An 18,182-nucleotide genomic window follows, 5' to 3' on the forward strand; every position below is an offset into this window, starting at 1 on the left:
GGGAGATGGGCTGGAAGGATATTCGCCCGATTATGGTCGAGACGATCAATATTACATCGATGATTTTCTTGATTATTGCTGCCGCCAGCCTGTTTGGTCTGTACCTGACCAATGAACAGGTACCACAAATTGTCGGTGCTTGGATTGCGGAAAGCGACATGAATAAATGGGTGTTCTTCTTAATCGTCAATATCTTGTTCTTTATTATGGGTACGTTCCTTGAGGCGGTCTCAGTCATTCTGATCACGCTGCCGATCCTGCTGCCGATCATCAAGCACCTGGGGATCGATCCGATTCACTTCGCGATCGTGATGACGGTGAACATGGAGCTGGCGATGATTACGCCGCCGGTCGGTCTGAACTTGTTTGTGGTAGGCGGGATTGCGAAGGAGAAGCTCGAAGTGGTCGTACGCGGGGTCATCCCGTTTATCCTGTTATTCATTGTGGTGCTGGCCTTATTTGTGATCTTCCCGCAGCTCTCTCTCTGGCTGCCGGGTATGATGGAATAATAGAGTAGAAAGGAAGAGATACGATGAGTATAAGTCGACAGCTTGCTTCTTACCTTGTGCAAGCAACATATGAAGACATGCCTGCGGAGGCTATAGAATATACGAAGTTATGTATGCTGGATTGGTTGGGCTCTGCCATTGCCGGCCGGAATACACCACCGATCCGCATGATTCAAGAGATGGTAGAGGAGGCAGGCGGTCATCCGCAAGCTACCCTTATAACAGGTGGCAAGTCTTCAGTTCAGCAAGCGGCGTTTATCAATGGAGCGTCAAGTCATATCGTGGAGCTTGATGATATTCATAAAGCGTCCATCGTCCATGCGGCGACCGTCGTTATTCCTGCTGCGCTCGCAGTAGCAGAATGGCGGGGAGCGAGCGGACAGGAGCTATTAGTATCCATCGCCCTTGGCTATGAAGTATGTTATCGGGTGGGGGAAGCAGTTGGACCGTCGCATTATTATCATTGGCATAATACAGCCACCTGCGGAACGTTTGGTGCGGCGGCGGCAGCGGGAAAATTACTTGGCCTCAATGAAGAGCAGATGGTGCATGCATTGGGCAATGCCGGAACACAGGCCGCCGGTCTATGGGAGTTCATTGAAACAGGCGCGATGTCTAAGCAGCTGCATCCTGGAAAGGCTGCGATGAATGGCGTGCTTGCCGCCCTTCTTGCAGAGAAGGGATTTACGGGGGCAGAAAAAATCTTTGAAGGTAAGCGGGGATTTTTTGAAGCGATGTCTGAATCGTATGATGCAGATAAGATGACGAGTCAGCTCGGCCGTGTATTTAAAATTATGGAAAATTCATTCAAGGTACATGCGTCCTGCCGCCATACTCATCATGCGATGGATCTTATAAAATTGCTGCGTATGGATAAACGCATACAACCTGATGATGTAAAATCTATCCGGGTCTACACGTATCAGGATGTTGTCAATATTACCGATAACCCTGATCCACACACTGTCTATGCATCGAAGTTCAGCCTTCAATATTGTGTTGCGCTGACGTTAGTTACCGGGAAGACATCTCTTCCTGATTTTACGGAGGAGGCGCTTTATGATCGTGACATTCGAGCGGTTATGCCGAGAATTTCCGTCCAAGTTGATCCTGCTATTCATGCAGCCTATCCGAACAAGTGGGGCGCAAGAGTAGAAGTGGAGCTAGAAAATGGGGAGTGTATGGAGTTTACTACCGATTATCCGAAAGGTGATCCGGAGAATCCGGTATCAGCCGCTGAATTAATAGAGAAGTTCCGCGTGTTGACCGCAGCTCTTGCAGAAGAGGAACGTGAACGATTGATTCAAGCGGTTATGAGCATAGAGAAGGCGGCGGCCGCTAGTGATGTATGGGTAGTACAGTTCGTCGGAGAAGAATTATGCGAGAAGTAAATGTAGATCAGATTACGGCCGCAGTAAAAAAGCTGTGCATGGATGCAAATTACGAGTTAAGCGGTGACGTAGTAGCCGCATTTCAAGAGGCGGCTCAAGCAGAAGAATCACCGGTCGGCAAAAGCGTCATCGATCAGTTGATTGCTAATGCCGAGATCGCTGCGGCAGAGCGTGTACCGATGTGCCAGGATACGGGGATGGCGATCTTCTTTGTTGAATTAGGTCAGGATTGTCGGATTACGGGAGGGCGGCTATATGACGCCATTAATGAAGGAATTCGACAAGGCTATGGAGAAGGATACCTGCGGGCTTCTGTCATAGAGGATCCGCTGCGAAGACAGAATACAGGCGATAATACGCCTGGGATCATTCATGTAGAACTTGTAGAAGGCGATACGTGTACGCTGCATATGACAGCCAAAGGATTCGGAAGTGAGAATATGAGCCGCTTGCAAATGCTAAAGCCTTCCGATGGAATTGAAGGTGTGAAGGCATTTATTATTGAGACGGTAAAGCTAGCAGGACCCAGCGCATGTCCACCGATGGTTGTCGGGGTTGGATTGGGCGGTACATTCGAGAAGTCAGCCTACCTTGCAAAAAAGTCGTTACTGCGTCCGCTTGGTCAGCGGCATGAGCGGGCTGACATCGCAAAGCTAGAAGAAGAAGTAATGGCAGATATCAATCGCCTTGGTATTGGACCGCAAGGAATGGGCGGGCGAACCACCGCATTGGATGTGCATATTGAAGTATTTGCGACTCATATTGCGGGTCTGCCGGTTGCCGTCAACATTAATTGTCACGCGAGCCGTCACAAAACGGCTGTCGTATAAGGAGGGTGTATATGAAGCACATACAGCTTCCGCTGACAGAAGAACAGGCAGCAGAGTTGCGATCGGGTGATCGAGTGGAGCTGACGGGTATTCTTTATACGGCGAGAGATGCCGCACATAAAAGAATGCAGGAGGCACTTGATCGGGGAGAGTCGCTTCCCATCGAGATGGACGGTCAGATCATCTACTATGTCGGACCGACACCGCCCAAACCGGGGGAGGTCATCGGTTCGGCAGGTCCTACGACAAGCAGCCGGATGGATGCCTATACGCCAGATCTGCTTGCGGAAGGTCTGCGGGGTATGATTGGAAAAGGAAAACGAAGTGAGGCCGTCAAGCAAGCGATGATGGCCCACCGCGCCGTATACTTTGCGGCGGTGGGTGGAGCGGCGGCTTTGATCGCTAAAACCATTCGCTCAGCGAACGTTATAGCATACGAAGATTTAGGAACAGAGGCCATATATCGGTTGGAGGTAGATCACTTTCCTGCAATTGTGATCAACGATACGCATGGTCATGATCTATATGAGCAGGGGGAGAATCAATACAGACATAGGTAGCGGATAAAGAGAGAGGATAGAGAGGCTGAAGTGGATATGAATAAAGAGGCTAAGCAAAAGTGGATGGGCGGAGTAGCGGGTGCGTTTGTGTTTGGCGCACTCTTTTTTCTATTGCCGGAGGAAGTAGGCTATGCAGCGCGCATGACCCTTGCGGTTACAGGGCTTGCGATTGTATTGTGGATTGCAGAGACATTTCCTATTGGCCAGACATCCTTTTTAATTCTTTTGCTCATCAGTATCACGGGGGTGGTACCACTTGATACCGCATTAAGCGGATTTGCTTCCGGGGCTATTTTTCTTATTATTGCAGGGATGATGATGGCGAAGGCTGTAAATGATACACTGTTGATTCAGCGCCTAACCTATTATGTGTTAATGAAAGTAGGCTCTTCGACATCACGCATCCTAGCGGGCATTCTGATGATCTCACAGATTCAGGCCTTATTCATTCCTGCTACGGCAGTACGTACGAGTTTATTGCTTCCGGCTATCATTCATGTGATGAAAACATTCGATTATCAGGCCCACCCTAACATTCGCAGACAATTCATGCTTGGCGTTGCCTTTGGCGGGAATATCAGCGGTACGGCTATTTTACCGGCAGCGATCGGCAATGTATTAGCGGTTGAGATTCTAAATATGTACCTTCATACTAATATTTCCTATATGCAGTGGTTCCTGCTTGCTTTTCCCATCTGGTTTTTGCTTATTCCTGCAGTATGGTACATCCTGCTGCGTTCCTATCCGGCGGAAGTGAAAGAGATTGTAGGCATACAAGAAGAGATGGAGCGGCGATACCGCGAGCTTGGTCCCCTAACAGCGCCGGAGAAGCGATGCCTGCTTATTCTTGGAGGTACCGTAGCATTGTGGATGACGGAATCTCTGCATCATATGGTCCCGGCTATCCCAGCGATTCTTGCTGTTGTTGTGCTTAGTATGCCGCGTATCGGCGTAACCAAATGGGAGCATACCACCAAGATCAGTCTCGACACCGTATTTATTCTAGGAATTACACTATCGCTTGGCAGAGTATTAAACGAGACAGGAGCCATTGATTATATTAGCGGCCTATTAGAGCACGGATGGCTGACGAACGGTCTGCATACCCCGCTGCTCGGCGTTTTGTTTGTGGTATTGCTTACACAGATTTACCATCTTGGCGTGTCAAATGTCTCAACCGCTATCGTTACTCTTTTGCCCATTCTAATCGGTATCGCCAGCAAAGCGGGAGCCGATCCGGTCGTGGTTGCTTTTACGGCGGCATTGACCTGTCTATTCGGCTTTATTCTTGTAGTAGAGACAATGCCGAATGTGTTGGTACAGGCCAGCGGTTATATCAGACAGCGCGAATTCTTCCTGCCTGGCTTATGGGCCACGCTGGCTTCCATAGTCATTACGTTATTGACGGCTGCTACCTGGTGGAGATGGATGGGGTTTATGTCTTGAGATAGGGAAGTTGTGAACGAAGTGAAAAGAACCCGCAGCCCTTTTTTGTTGGCTGCGGGTTCTTTTCGCTTTTATATGGACTTACGGCATGGCGAGAGAGATAGGCCAATAATAGAAAGCGAATGTAATTGCAATAATAACAATGCCGCTCATCATTAGATAGCCGGGATACCTGCGCGTTATGGTCATCTCTTCTGACTCATTCGGATCAATCGGACGTTTTAGAATTCTCTCCTGATAGGCTCGTTCCCCATCGCTTACGATACCGAATCTAGATACGGTAAATAATGTTACTGTGCTGAGGAGCACACCAATAATAACCGGATTGGCGTATACAGGAAGGGGCACACCAAGAGATTTAAGACTTTCTCCGAGAATGACACCCAAAAATCCAACAATGATGCTCCAGAAGGCACCGCTTTTGGTTACTTTTTTTGAATATACACTTGCAAATGCCACCGGCCCCCATGAGGCGGCGAACAGCGTAGCCGCGAAGTATCCGATCCACATGACGGACGGCGGCTGCCATAATCCGATCAGCAGGATGACAATACTGATGACAATCATGGAGATACGACTCGCTCGCAGCAGTTGTTTATCTGAATACGTTTTATTGCGTGCCTGCTCCATCAGATCCCTTGTAATGCTGCTGCCGATAAGCTGTAGAAAGCTTGAAGCCGAAGAGAGAGCTGCTGCCATAATACCGCTGACAATAATGACACCAAGCCAGGTGGGAACAATATTCATGGCCGCCCAGATGAATACTTTTTCGGGTGGAGCGATGTCGGACTTGATTGTTGTAATGGTAGAGATACTGATATGAAGAAATAAATAGATTGTAATAATGGAGATGGTTGCCCATACACCGGAACGGATGGCGACATGTTCATTTCTTGCCATCAGATAACGGCTGCTCTGCCATGGGCTGATGGCGATAACAGCTCCCCATACCAATCCGAAAATAACAGCCCAGGCCAACGCTTCCCACGGTGTACCCATAGACGCTTGAGGTCCGGTAATGCCGTGCCAGCTTAGCAGATCAGGGCGGGTCGTTGATTGCGCCGCCTTCGTAATCGCCCAAGGGAAGCCACCGGCCGCTTTAATAATGAAGGGAAAAGCAAGATAGGTGGCAATAGAGAATAAAAAGAACATGACTGTATCATTTACCATAACACCTTTTGCGCCAGAGAGTATGGTAAAGGAAGAATAGACGATCCACATAATTAATAAAGCGACCGTATAGGATACTCCCGAAATCTCAGACAGCAAGACAGCGGCACCCTGCGTAACCGCCACGAGGTAAGCAGCGACCCCAAGCACGGTAGTAATGGCCGCCGCCATGCGAACCTTATTGGATTGAAAGCGATTGCCAAAATACTCAGGAACCGTTAAGGACTGGCTTCTGCGTAAATACCGTCCGAACAAGAAGACTCCGAATACGTATCCGCTCGCATTAAAGATAACGAGGATAAGCAAAAGAATAGGATAGCCTTCATACGAAAAACCGGCTTCGCCCATAAAGGAAACCGTACTTAGAAAAGAGGCGACCAATGTCCCTGTGATCATGAGCGTCGAACCGCTGCGCCCCGATACATAATATTCTTCGGAGCTTTTTACTTTTTGTGATAAGAAGACACCGATCAATACATACACGATAAACGAGATAATAATACCAACCGTAAAAATCATTTACATCCCTACCTTTCCGTACGAAGCAGCAGCGTCGGTATTTTCTCTTTTCTTCTCCAACTCCATCTCCTGTTGTGCACAAGTAGCTTGCTGCTCCATTCTCCGAAGAAACGCACGTGTACAAAGCCCGATAATCAGCAGGGACCCTCCATAGCCAATACTGAAAAGAAATTCGCCCATTTGTGGACCTCCTCGCTACAATAAATTATTCGTGTCTACTGTTTACTGTAGCAATTTTTATACCATGTTTTGATTATTCTAACGATTGGCTGGAGGTAAGCTGGTATTTATGCAGCTTGCGCATGATTGTCGTCTGATTTACGTCCAATGCCTTGGCCATTTTTCTTGTTGTTTTGTGTTTGGTCAGCGCATAAGAAAGCACTTGCTTCTCCGTTTCTTCAACCGCTTGTTTGAGCGGCATAATTCCTGATACTTGAACCATGGATGGACGGCCTTCTTTATTAAAATGAAATGGCAGATCTTCAATAGAGACGATAGGTTTCCTTGACGTTACAACCATTTGTTCGATTAGATTCTCCAGTTCTCTAATGTTGCCCGGCCACTCGTGCAGTTGAAGAATGAGGCGAGAGCTCTCATCTAATGTGATAGACTGATTGTATTTTTCATTGAACTTATCGAGAAAGCGGTCAATAAGCAGTCCGATATCCTCTTTCCTTTCGCGAAGCGGAGGAATGCGGATGGGCACGACATGAAGACGATAGTATAGATCCTGTCGGAATGTTTTCTCCTGAATCATTTGACGCAGGTTTTTATTGGTCGCAGAAATAATGCGGATATCCGTTTGTTTTTCCTTCGTTCCACCTACCTTTTTGAAGGTTTTTTCTTGAACGAGATGAAGGATTTTTACTTGAAGATCAAGCGGCATTTCTCCGATCTCGTCAAGAAACAATGTACCTCCGTCTGCCATCTCTACGAGTCCGGTTTTCCCCTGCTTGCTTGCTCCGGTAAAGGCCCCTGATTCATAGCCGAATAGTTCCGATTCGATCAGATTGGGCGGGATCGCTCCGCAGTTTACCTGCACAAATCGTTTGTCTTTACGTGGACTTAATTCATGGATAATCTTTGCCAGCACCCCTTTCCCGACACCTGATTCACCATGAATGAAGATTGAGGAGTCCATCGGTGCCACCTTTTCCGCCATCTCAATGACAGAAATCATATTGTCCGATTGGGTAATCAGCTTGTTAAAGAAGATTGTTTTCTCCTGTGGATGTTTTGTGAGATTATGCTGCTTCATTCGTGCATCAGTCTGCTTAAGCTTATGCTTAATCTCTACCAGCTCGGAAATATCACGGGCATTGGAGACGATACGGTATAGCTTGCCTTCTTCATCAAATACAGGCTTAGCTGTTGTAAAGACGGTCTTTCCGTTCGGATAGGTTTGCTCGGCGGATTGTACTGTTTTTGTTTTCATCGTTCTTAGTGTAACGGAATTCACGATTAGTCCCTTTTTTACGAGCTCCTCAATACTCTTATTCACATAAGCCTCCGGGGGAAGGCCCGTGAACTTCTTACAGGATTCGCTGACAAAAAGTGTCTTCCCCTGTGCGTCTGTTACGTAGATTTCGTCATAGGAGGAGTGCAGAATTTGTATCCATTCTTTATTCTCCTTCCGGGCGTTTTCTAGCTGCTCGTGCAGCGATTCATTTAATTTTAACAGGCTGTCGACTTTTTGCTGCTGCTGGTAGGTAGTAACCTCCAACGCGGTATAACATTGATAGTGTTTATGGTCCTCGATAATGAAGTAGTCGTACGAGCAGCTCATCTCTTCATTGATGTCATCCAATGAACGAACTATGTAGAAGCTTGTATTTAAGTAATGATCCAGCGGTTTTTCACAGCCTCCTAGAGCGATCGTTTTCCAAAAAATGTATTCCTCTAGAATACCGATAATGTGCAGAGCATCATCGACAATAAGGATCGGGAAAGCATTAAGAGCTGCCAGCCCCTTTAATTCCAACAAACTTGTATCGGAAAAGACGGTAAGCGTCTCATTTGCTGGTAATTTGGTCATATGAAGCCTCCTTATTCTGTAGTACGGATTAAAGTGAACACAATTTGCATCGATTCCTCTCTAAAAATAGAAAAGATAGAATATTTTTTATTTTTTTATTTTCTCTCGAATACGTTGTTTTGTAAACGCTTTATTGTGCAAAAAATAAATTTTGTAATGGGGTTAAATTCGAACCTTTTATGCAACACATCGTTGCATAAAAGGTTCGATTTTTGAAGAGAGAATAAATTGCATCAGCGATCCAGCTAATTAGCAACGAAGCAGAGGTACGTGTTTCGTTTGTGTCTGGATACATGCATACATTTTTTGGGTTGTTGGTACGAATCTGGCATGATCATTGCTTCTACATAAAATTACCACAGCTCATTTGGCTGCAAGTTTTGTTTATAGAAAGAGGATTGGAAGTATATTTGCGGAGGAGTGAACAGATAGTGGCTCAATTTAAACATTTATTTGAAAAGGTAACCATCGGGACAACCGAATTAAAAAACAGAATTCTAAGTACGGCGCATCAGACCAATCATGTGGTAGATGGAATTCCGACAACGGATATGACCGCTTATCATATGGCCCGCGCCAAAGGTGGAGTCGGTCTGATTGTATTAGAAGCGGCGGCCGTGCACACATCCGGTATGCTGACGACGCATACGATTGCTGGTTACGATGAAAGGATTGTGCCGGCTTACACGGATATTGCCAGGCAGATGCATAAATACGGAACAAAGGTATTTGCCCAGCTATTTCACGGTGGTCGGGAAGTAGTATCAAGTGATTACCGCAATGCGGCATGGGCACCGTCCGCTGAACCTAGCTTGCGATTCGGCGCGATGCCAAAGCCGATGAATCTAGAAGAGATTGAAGCGGTGATTGAAGGGTTTGCCATATCAGCTAAACTAGCCAAAGAAGCGGGACTAGATGGGGTAGAAGTCTGTTGTTCACATGGGTATCTTCCCGCGCAATTTTGGTCCAGTCAGATTAATCATCGCACAGACCAATATGGAGGTTCCTTTGAGAACCGGATGCGCTTCATTGTAGAAGTGATGAAGCGTGTATGGAAGGCAGTAGGAGAAGAGTATACGGTGGGCATCCGCATGAGTGCGGATGAGATGACGATGGACGGGGCAACAGTAGCAGATGCTGTACGTATTGTGGAATACCTGGTTGAGCAGACACGGGTTGATTTCATCAATGTTACGGCAGGTGATTCGAGTACGTATGCTGGTTCTACACATATCGTGCCACCATCTCCTATGAAGCATGCCTATCTTGCTGCGCATGGATTTAAGATTCGGATGGCTGGGGCCGTTCCTGTATTCGTTGGCTCACGCATTGTTGATCCGGTAGAAGCCGAGCAGATTGTAGCATCCGGAAAGGCCGATGTAGTGGGGATGACACGGGCGCTGATTGTAGACCCTGGTATGCCAAACAAAGCGATGCAGGGAGATCTTCAATCCATCGATGCATGCCTTGGCTGTCTGCAGGCGTGTATCGGCCACTATCATAAAGGCATTGCGATCGGGTGCGTACAGAATCCGGTGACAGGCAAAGAGGCTGCACTGCTGCCGCTTATACAGCGTCCAAAGGATAAGCAGCGTGTTCTCGTTATCGGTGCAGGCCCCGCTGGATTACAGGCCGCCTTAACTGCGGATGAACAGGGGCATGAGGTAACGTTAATTGACCGGGATGATGCCGTTGGCGGCTTGCTGCGGACGATGCGGCGGGCACCTATGCGCCAGGAAGTGGCGGAGACGATGCTCGATAACTATACAAAGAAGCTAGAGCGCAGTACCGTACACGTAAAGCTAGGACGGCAGGTAGGCCGGGATGATATTGCCCAGCTGCAGCCGGACGCCATCATTTGTGCAGTCGGCTCAAAACCATATCTACCGCATGTAGAGGGAGTGAATGATCCGCGTGTATTGTCTGTGGATGGTCTGTTTAGTGGAACGCCGCAGAACATAGGAAAGCGTGTGCTTGTATTTGATTTTGCCGGTGATTGGCCTGGGGTTGAGGCAGCGGTATTCCTGGCGGAGAGCGGGCATGAGGTTACACTTGTCTCCGCTAAGCTTCATATTGGACAAGACATTCATCAATATCTTCGAAATGAATACTTGAAGCGGCTTTATGAGCTTCAGGTGTCTTTGCGCCCGCATTATGATTTTGGCGGTATTCAGGAAGACCATGTGCTTATTCGAAACTTATTTACCCATGAGGTCGAGAAGATAGAGCAATGGGATACGGTTGTCTTATCGCTAGGGCGAGTTCCTAATATAGAACTATATGAACGAGTGAAGGATTTGGCACCGCTTGTTCGGCAGATTGGGGATTGTCTCGCACCGCGTACGCTAGAAGAAGCCACGTACGAGGGAATGACTGCTGCATTGGATATTGGCGGCGTTCCGGCTACCGTACAAGTCTAAGGAAGAATAAAGAGGAGATCATCCTGCATAAATAGGGTGATCTTCTTTTATTTTGATACGTCGACATCGGTTGTGGAAAGAAACCAGCGAGAAGAAACGTCTTCCAGGTGACAAAACGAGGAATATCGCCTACAATTTTCATGTAATAAATATAGTTACATGAAAAAAATCGGAGAGGAACGTAAGGATGAATCATTTTACAAGTGAGGTAGAGAGCAGAGAACAGCCTTCCGCACGATCCTATAGAATATGGCTTGCATTCGTGCTGGGTTCTTTGTCGGCCTTTGGACCGCTATCGCTGGATATGTATTTACCGTCCTTGCCAGCACTTGCCAAGGAGCTGAATACAACCACATCGTTAGCTCAGCTTAGCCTTACCTTTTGTCTGCTCGGTCTTTCGTTTGGTCAGCTGCTGGCAGGTCCGTTAAGCGATATGCGCGGCAGACGAGGTCCGCTGCTTATCGCCCTTATTGTGTATGCGGTGTCTTCTCTGTTATGTGCATTTGCACCCTCGGTCGGCATATTGATTGCGCTCCGTTTTATTCAGGGGATGGCTGGCTCGGCGGGGATTGTGATTTCACGTGCGGTTGTGCGCGATCTGTATTCGGGAGTGGAGTTAACTAAGTTTTTCTCACTCTTGATGCTTGTAAATGGAGCGGCTCCTATTCTGGCTCCAGTCATAGGTGGGCAGCTCCTTCGCATTGTTTCATGGCCGGGGATTTTTATTGTGCTCAGTGTAATTGGAATGGTCATGTTTGCGGCTGTCCGTTTTGGTTTGCCGGAGACACTTCCTGCAGAACGACGCTCAGAAGCGGGCATTCTTCCTACGTTGACCGTATTTGCGAAGCTGCTGCGCAACCGTACGTTTATGGGATATGCTCTCTCACAAGGGCTTGTGGTTGCTGCAATGTTTGCCTACATATCCGGCTCGCCTTTTGTGATCCAGGACATTTTCGGTGCTTCACCCCAGATGTTCAGCTTATTCTTTGCAATCAATGGTGTAGGAATTATTATTGCCAGTCAGGTGACCGGAAGGCTTGCTGGTCAAGTGCGTGAAGCGACACTATTTGTAAGTGGATTAGTTATTGCAGCATGCGGCGGTGTGACACTGCTTGTGATGATTGGAATGGGGGCGGGGCTGCTGGCGATTTTATTACCGTTGTTCCTAGTCGTATCAAGCGTTGGTGTGGTCACAACGGCAGGATTCTCGCTTGCCATGCAGGATCAAAAAGAGGCAGCGGGAAGCGCTTCTGCTTTGCTTGGTCTGCTTTCCTTTATTTTCGGTGCAATTTTGGCGCCGCTGGTCGGTATCGGAGGGAGCCAAACAGCAGTACCGATGGGAGTGGTTATTGCCAGTGCGGATGTTGGAGCGTTGTTATGCTATATGTTGTTTGTAAGAGCGAGAAGAGAGAGTCAACAAAATGTAGATGAGAAGTAAGGATCTCAATTTAATATGTCGTACTAGTTCTAATCGTTACACTAAAAGGTCCAATTTTCTCTGAAATAAGGAAATTAGACCTTTTAATGTGGCTTTTAATTTCAAAACCTGAGTAACTGTCCTACTTCTTCAATCCTTTTTTTCTTCTCTAATCTTGCCGTAACCGCCTGCTCAACAGTCACAGCAATAAAGCGAGTCTGTTGGCCTGGTATAGACTGTGAAATTAAATCGAGGTCAGGTGTAATTACAGCTCCAATTGTGACAAAGCCTCCTCCTGTCATCCCATCCCTAAGCATCACGATTACTTCCTGATTATTTGGAACCATGATGACGCCCATTGGATAGGCGATATCAACCACGTTGGATGAATTGCTACCAGCACCGAATGGGGCATCGTATTCCTGAAAGTATACATTTGTTCCTTTATATTGATAAGAGACACGATTTGAATCTGGCATTACTATCCATTCAGCATTTAAGAATGATTGGAGTCCTTGATCCGAGATTCGGTAGCTAGAAAGACCAAATACAGCACGTACTTCGATCATAGAGGGAAAGGTCGGGATATATTCCTGTGGAATTCTTTTACCCAGTTGTTTGAATACTCCCGGCAAATTTTCACCCAGCGGAATTTCTTGATCTTTTTCAATTTTTTGTCCCAGAGAGATCCCAGAAGTATTCAGTATGTATGTGGCACGACTTCCGAACATTTCCTTAGAATTAACTCCACCGGAATTGCATAAGTATGTATTCACTCCCTGATCGGTTACTTTGATGGAGATCACGTCTCCTTCATTTACCGCGATCGTTTCCCACATCGCTTTCTTTTTATTATTTACATAAACATCAGCTAGAGCTCCTGTTACTGCAATAACGGTTTTTTTTTGAAATTCAGCTATAAGATTGGTTTGAGAAATTTCAATTCCTGCAAAATTAAGCGGATTACCTAATAATAAGTTACCTAGCGTAAAAGAATACTGATCGGCAGCACCGGAAGCTGATACGCCCAAATGTCGGTAACCATTACGTCCTAAATCTTGAATAGTCACTTGTGCACCGGCATCCCATATTTTTAACATTCAAAAATCCTCCATTAATTGCTTGATATAATGCTTGCCTTTTACCAAGTACTCTTCTGCAACAAAGGTAATGGATTTCATATGGTATCGATATGTTCCTTTACTTACCTCCGTAACGATTCGCTGGTATTCACTTTCATCAATCGGTCGATGTTTCCACATATCACCGGGGCGTGCTAGAAAATAAGTGTCTTTCAAATCCTCTAAACTATTTTTTATGTTAATTACCGGAACTGCTGACATCCCTATTAATTGATAACCTCCCGGCAAAGAGTCAGGATATACAACCGTAAATGCTCCACCGATTCCTACCGAATTACGTGGTGTTTCCGTTCTAGGGCTTACATACTTTGGAGTTTGAATAATCTCATCTTTGTGTAAACCAAGTGGGAATTCCCAAGCTGTACCTGGACTGAATCCAACCATCGTGATCAAATAAGGCATCTGAGAGTGCGCGTTAATAAACGCTTGTTTATCAGAAAATCCATTAATCTTCATTACAAATTCAAAATTAGAAAAATCTGAGGTTTGATGATGTAATTTGTAACGCTGTGAATATTCGCGAGTGACAGGATCATCATACCAAGTTGGAATTTCTACAATCTTAACTTTTAGATTCAACTCAGAAGGATTGCTCTTCGTAATATCAATTTCTTTTAAATAATCTTGCAAGTCGATAGGTGAGATAATTTCTGGATTAAATCGGACTAAATAAGAAGCATTGGCTGGACAAATATCGATAATGCCCGGAATATTTCTTCTTCGTATATCATTGGTAATTGCCAGTGCTTTAAAATTGCTTTCTAGGCTCATATCACGAGAAATTTCGGCGAAAATATATTCATCACCGATAAACTGGAATTTCGTTTTACTTAACGTGAACAATATATACCGCCTCCCATTACATGAAGTTTCTATTTATTCTACGACTTAGCGTTGCCTTGCTAACGCCCAAGATTTGAGCCGCTCGGGTCACTGTTCGATACTCCTTTAAAGCCATCTGAATCAATTGACTTTCTACTTCCTCTACTGCTTGTTTCAAAGGCATAATTCCTTCCACACGTAGCGAAACAGGCTTTTCTTTCGTATTTTTGTATAATACGCGAATTATCTGTTCTTCAGTGATAATTGAATGTTTACACGTTACATAGAGGCGCTCCACAATATTTTGTAATTCCCGCACATTACCTGGCCAATCATAACTCTCCATAACTTGCGCTGCTTCATGGGACAAACTTTTCTCTTTTTTGTATAACGTATTGAGAGTATGGAGAAAATGAAAGGCCAGAGGAATGATATCTTCCCTACGTTCTCGTAAAGGAGGAATTTCGATTGGAATCACATGTATACGATAATACAAATCTTCTCGAAATTTATTTTGCTTGACTAGCTCCCAAAGATCCTTATTGGTTGCGGCAATTACCCGAAAGTTTACTTTCGTCGGCTTGACTCCTCCAATACGCATAATCTCCTTCTCTTGTAAAACCCGTAAGAGTTTTACTTGCAAATGAAGTGGTAATTCCGTTATTTCATCCAAGAAAATAGTCCCGTTCTGGGCCATTTCAAATAGGCCGGGTTTTCCTCGCTGATCTGCCCCTGTGAAAGCTCCTCTCTCGTAGCCGAACAATTCACTTTCTATGAGATTGTCAGGGAGCGCCCCGCAGTTCACTTTAATAAAGGGTGCTTTATGTCGAAGACTATGTATATGGATAGCGTGTGCAAAAACTTCTTTACCCACTCCTGATTCTCCACGTAGAATAACCGTCGAATCAACCTCCGCGATCAATTTTATCTCTTCTACTAAGTCCTCAATGATTGTAGACCGATACACGATGTTGAGATCTAGCGATTCTTTTTCAAAGTCACCAGTTTGATCAGCGTTTTTTTTCTCTATTTGACTATTTGCAAGTGGATCTTGAAATCTTTCAATATCTGTTATTTCTCGCGAGACAATAATGACCTTTTCTAATTTTTTTTCATGAAAAATAGGGGTCGCTAACGACCATATTTTTCTCCCGTGTCGATGTTCCTGAATGATTGATACACGAGTCATGCTTTGCATGCAATTCAAAAAAATATTAGGAGTCAAAATCCCTTCCTTTTCCATGTCAAACAAATTCATTCCAATCAATTCCTGTTCGTCTTTAAGCGACCAAAAATTTTGTAAGAATGTACCTGCTACACGGATGATCTCTCCTAAAGGATTCACTACTGTAATTTGTTCGTTGGATAATGCGTGTACAGCTTGGAAGTCTTCAAGTAAATTACGCACGAATTCTAGTTCTTGAATAGCTTCTTCGAATTTTTCTTTTAGAAAAAATACATGAATGATTCCATAGATTTTATCTTCATAATAAAGGGGAGAAAAGTTCCCGCTCATTTTTTTGAAGTTAATAGTACTCTCGACACTAACAAAAGACTTTCCTTTCAGAACTTCTTCAATATCGCGGCCGCAGTGAATAAGGTGCTTATAATTTCTATTTAGAAGTATGTTACTAGACAGTCCTATAATTGACTCAGCGGACCCATTTGCAAACGTGATCTCAAAATCCATATTAGTCGTAATAATACCAACAGCTGCACTATCCAAAATATGGTTCATATGTTGCAAATGAAGTCGATTCATTTGATCTTGAGCTTCTTGGGCCTTACAATATCCAATTATTTTCCCTGTATCATTAATACCGAGATACAAAGAGATGTTATGAAAAAATTCAACTGGATGTGTCGCTGGAACTCTTAACATATCTTTTTTGTAGCAAATCGACTGCTTTGATGTGTTAGCTGTGGTGAACTGTTCAAGAAGAAATGGTAGTTCGATATAACCAACAATCAGATCACCTTGCGTTACTATACTGAGTGTGAGCTGGTGTGACTTCATATGAATGATTGCGTCAATTAGCGAACTATCATAAGGAAGAGCAGCAGAAAGTGGCTGTAGGATATTTTCCCAGATAATCAATTAAGTTCCCCCTTGTCAGCTACATAAACCATTTATTTCATATTTGTAACATATCTTAAACTTTATACCAAAAAACAACAAGAGAAGAACAGTTCATACTAATTTGTCTCATTATAGAAACGAATTGTTTCATTTTTGATTCAATGTTTTAGTAAATCTACTACTTTATCGTTCTATATTTCCTTTTTTCATTGGCATTCATTTTGCTTAAATAAAAATTGTAACTATTCTTTCTAAACATACGCAGGAGGTTAACTCATGGCATCTGTTCCCTTTCAATTAATGGAAGCAACGATTGACTCTATTCATGCTGCAATTCGTTCTGGTGAAATGACATGTAAACAGTTGGTGGAAATGTATCTGGCCCGTATCGAAGCATACGATAAAAACGGTCCTGCCATTAATTCGATCATTACGATTAATTCAAATGTAGTAAAAGAAGCACAAGAGATGGATGAGCATTTTCAGTTGACAGGTGAATTTGCCGGAGCGTTACATGGAATTCCTATTCTAGTAAAGGACCAAGCTGAAACAAAAGGTATCACGACTACCTTTGGCTCGGTTGCTTTCAAAGATTATGTCCCTGAAGAAGATGCGACAGCAATTAAAAAATTGCGTGAGGCCGGTGCGATTATTCTTGGGAAAACAACCTTGCCTGATTTCGCTACTTCATGGTTCGCTTTCTCTTCGGCTGCAGGGGAGACCAAAAACCCTTATGATCTTTCCCGCGATCCTGGAGGCTCAAGCAGTGGTACAGCTGCCGCTATCGCTGCCAACTTGGGTGCGGTGGGCATTGGTGAAGATACTGGTGGCTCAATCCGGCTTCCGGCCTCGTTCACCAATCTATTTGGTGTCCGTGTGACAACCGGTTTGATCAGCCGGACCGGCATGTCGCCCCTCGTTCATTTTCAGGATACACCTGGGCCGATGACACGCTCCGTACGTGATGCCGCCATTTTACTGGATGTGCTCGTTGGCTATGATCCTGCTGATTCATTTACTGCTGCCGCCTACCAAGGAGGAAATGCCGGTAATTATGCCAAGCAGTTGACAGCAGACGGTCTGCAAGGCGCTCGCATTGGTATACTGCGTGAAGCGTTCGGATCTGACTCTCATACAGAATCAGCTCAAGTTAATCAAGTTGTCCAACAAGCGATAGAAAAAATGGAAGCTGCCGGGGCGCACATTATCGACCCAATTAGTGTTCCTCAATTGACTGACTATATCGGAGCCAGTGCAATGTATTTACTGCAATCCAAGCATGACTTCAATGAATTTTTAGCCTCAAAGCCTGGCGGCAAAACAGTCGAAGAGTTGTATAACTCGCAACAGTACCATGAGCTACTGGATCTATTTAAAGACATTGCTGGTGGACCGGATCATCCGGAGCAAGATCCAGAATACTACAAGGGTATGCTAGCTCAAGAGCAATTTCGTCGAGCCATTGTAAATGTAATGGCATCTCATCAATTAGATGCCATCTTATTTCCAACCGTACAACTGCTTCCTCCAACCAAAAGCGAGTTATATGAAGAAAAATGGACGGTCCTTTCTTTTCCAACCAATACATTGATTGCTTCCCAAACAGGGTTGCCGTCCATCTCGATGCCTGCCGGCTTTACGGAGAAAGGCATCCCAGTAGGAGTGGAGATGATCAGCAAGCAATTTAATGAGACGACGCTGTTGAAACTGGCCCATGCTTATGAAATAGCTGCCCAACCTAGAAGAGTTCCGGCATCAACTCCAACCCTTGAGGAAATTTCGAAATAAGTAAATATAAGGATGAATAAAAGCTGGCATAAATTGCTGGCTTTTTTCGTTTA

14 protein-coding genes are annotated in these 18,182 nt (G+C 45.0%); 8 read left to right on the forward strand and 6 right to left on the reverse strand.

Annotation, left to right across the window (positions count from 1 at the left end):
- The 5 genes from AB3351_RS20975 to AB3351_RS20995 all read left to right on the forward strand — a co-directional run.
- Nucleotides 1-509 (forward strand): TRAP transporter large permease subunit (locus AB3351_RS20975; protein WP_371149067.1); only part of this gene is annotated, 509 nt, incomplete at its 5' end.
- Nucleotides 510-532: 23 nt separating this feature from the next.
- Nucleotides 533-1,900, forward strand: a complete 1,368-nt coding sequence (locus AB3351_RS20980) for an MmgE/PrpD family protein (RefSeq protein WP_371149068.1) — start codon at nt 533-535, stop codon at nt 1,898-1,900.
- Complete coding sequence (locus tag AB3351_RS20985; RefSeq protein WP_371149069.1) at nt 1,888-2,730, forward strand: fumarate hydratase; 843 nt, start codon at nt 1,888-1,890, stop codon at nt 2,728-2,730. The genes AB3351_RS20980 and AB3351_RS20985 overlap by 13 nt, the downstream gene beginning before the upstream one ends.
- Nucleotides 2,731-2,741: 11 nt before the next feature.
- Complete coding sequence (locus AB3351_RS20990) at nt 2,742-3,290, forward strand: Fe-S-containing hydro-lyase (protein WP_371149070.1); 549 nt, start codon at nt 2,742-2,744, stop codon at nt 3,288-3,290.
- 36 nt (nt 3,291-3,326) lie between these two features.
- Complete coding sequence (locus AB3351_RS20995; RefSeq protein ID WP_371149145.1) at nt 3,327-4,736, forward strand: SLC13 family permease; 1,410 nt, start codon at nt 3,327-3,329, stop codon at nt 4,734-4,736.
- 81 nt (nt 4,737-4,817) lie between these two features.
- On the opposite strand, the gene AB3351_RS21000 is transcribed toward AB3351_RS20995, so the two are convergent.
- From AB3351_RS21000 to AB3351_RS21010, 3 genes are all read right to left on the reverse strand, one after another.
- Nucleotides 4,818-6,425: a sodium:solute symporter family protein gene (locus AB3351_RS21000; protein WP_371149071.1), complete on the reverse strand. Its 1,608-nt coding sequence runs from the start codon at nt 6,423-6,425 to the stop codon at nt 4,818-4,820.
- Nucleotides 6,426-6,605, reverse strand: coding sequence for a hypothetical protein (locus tag AB3351_RS21005; RefSeq protein WP_371149072.1), 180 nt, complete (start codon nt 6,603-6,605; stop codon nt 6,426-6,428).
- Between the two features lie 73 nt (nt 6,606-6,678).
- Nucleotides 6,679-8,460 (reverse strand): sigma-54 interaction domain-containing protein, encoded by a 1,782-nt coding sequence (locus AB3351_RS21010; RefSeq protein ID WP_371149073.1) that lies wholly within the window; start codon nt 8,458-8,460, stop codon nt 6,679-6,681.
- 431 nt (nt 8,461-8,891) lie between these two features.
- Here AB3351_RS21010 and AB3351_RS21015 point away from each other — a divergent pair, with 431 nt between their 5' ends.
- Nucleotides 8,892-10,880 (forward strand): oxidoreductase, encoded by a 1,989-nt coding sequence (locus tag AB3351_RS21015; protein WP_371149074.1) that lies wholly within the window; start codon nt 8,892-8,894, stop codon nt 10,878-10,880.
- Nucleotides 10,881-11,067: 187 nt separating this feature from the next.
- Nucleotides 11,068-12,318 (forward strand): multidrug effflux MFS transporter, encoded by a 1,251-nt coding sequence (locus tag AB3351_RS21020; RefSeq protein WP_371149075.1) that lies wholly within the window; start codon nt 11,068-11,070, stop codon nt 12,316-12,318.
- Between the two features lie 101 nt (nt 12,319-12,419).
- On the opposite strand, the gene AB3351_RS21025 is transcribed toward AB3351_RS21020, so the two are convergent.
- Genes AB3351_RS21025 through AB3351_RS21035 form a run of 3 tightly spaced genes read right to left on the reverse strand, consistent with a single transcriptional unit; the run spans nt 12,420 to nt 16,359 of the window.
- On the reverse strand, nt 12,420-13,397 hold the full coding sequence (locus tag AB3351_RS21025) for a 5-oxoprolinase subunit C family protein (protein WP_371149076.1): 978 nt from the start codon (nt 13,395-13,397) through the stop codon (nt 12,420-12,422).
- Nucleotides 13,398-14,282: a 5-oxoprolinase subunit B family protein gene (locus tag AB3351_RS21030; RefSeq protein ID WP_371149077.1), complete on the reverse strand. Its 885-nt coding sequence runs from the start codon at nt 14,280-14,282 to the stop codon at nt 13,398-13,400. It abuts the gene before it with no gap.
- A gap of 16 nt (nt 14,283-14,298) precedes the next feature.
- The gene (locus tag AB3351_RS21035) at nt 14,299-16,359 is read right to left on the reverse strand and encodes a sigma 54-interacting transcriptional regulator (protein WP_371149078.1); all 2,061 of its coding nucleotides are present in this window, start codon (nt 16,357-16,359) and stop codon (nt 14,299-14,301) included.
- A gap of 258 nt (nt 16,360-16,617) precedes the next feature.
- Between AB3351_RS21035 and AB3351_RS21040 the strand changes: the two genes are divergently transcribed.
- Complete coding sequence (locus tag AB3351_RS21040) at nt 16,618-18,129, forward strand: amidase (RefSeq protein WP_371149079.1); 1,512 nt, start codon at nt 16,618-16,620, stop codon at nt 18,127-18,129.
- Nucleotides 18,130-18,182 lie beyond the last annotated feature (53 nt).

Source organism: Aneurinibacillus sp. REN35 (assembly GCF_041379945.2).
Classification (GTDB): Bacteria; Bacillota; Bacilli; order Aneurinibacillales; family Aneurinibacillaceae; genus Aneurinibacillus.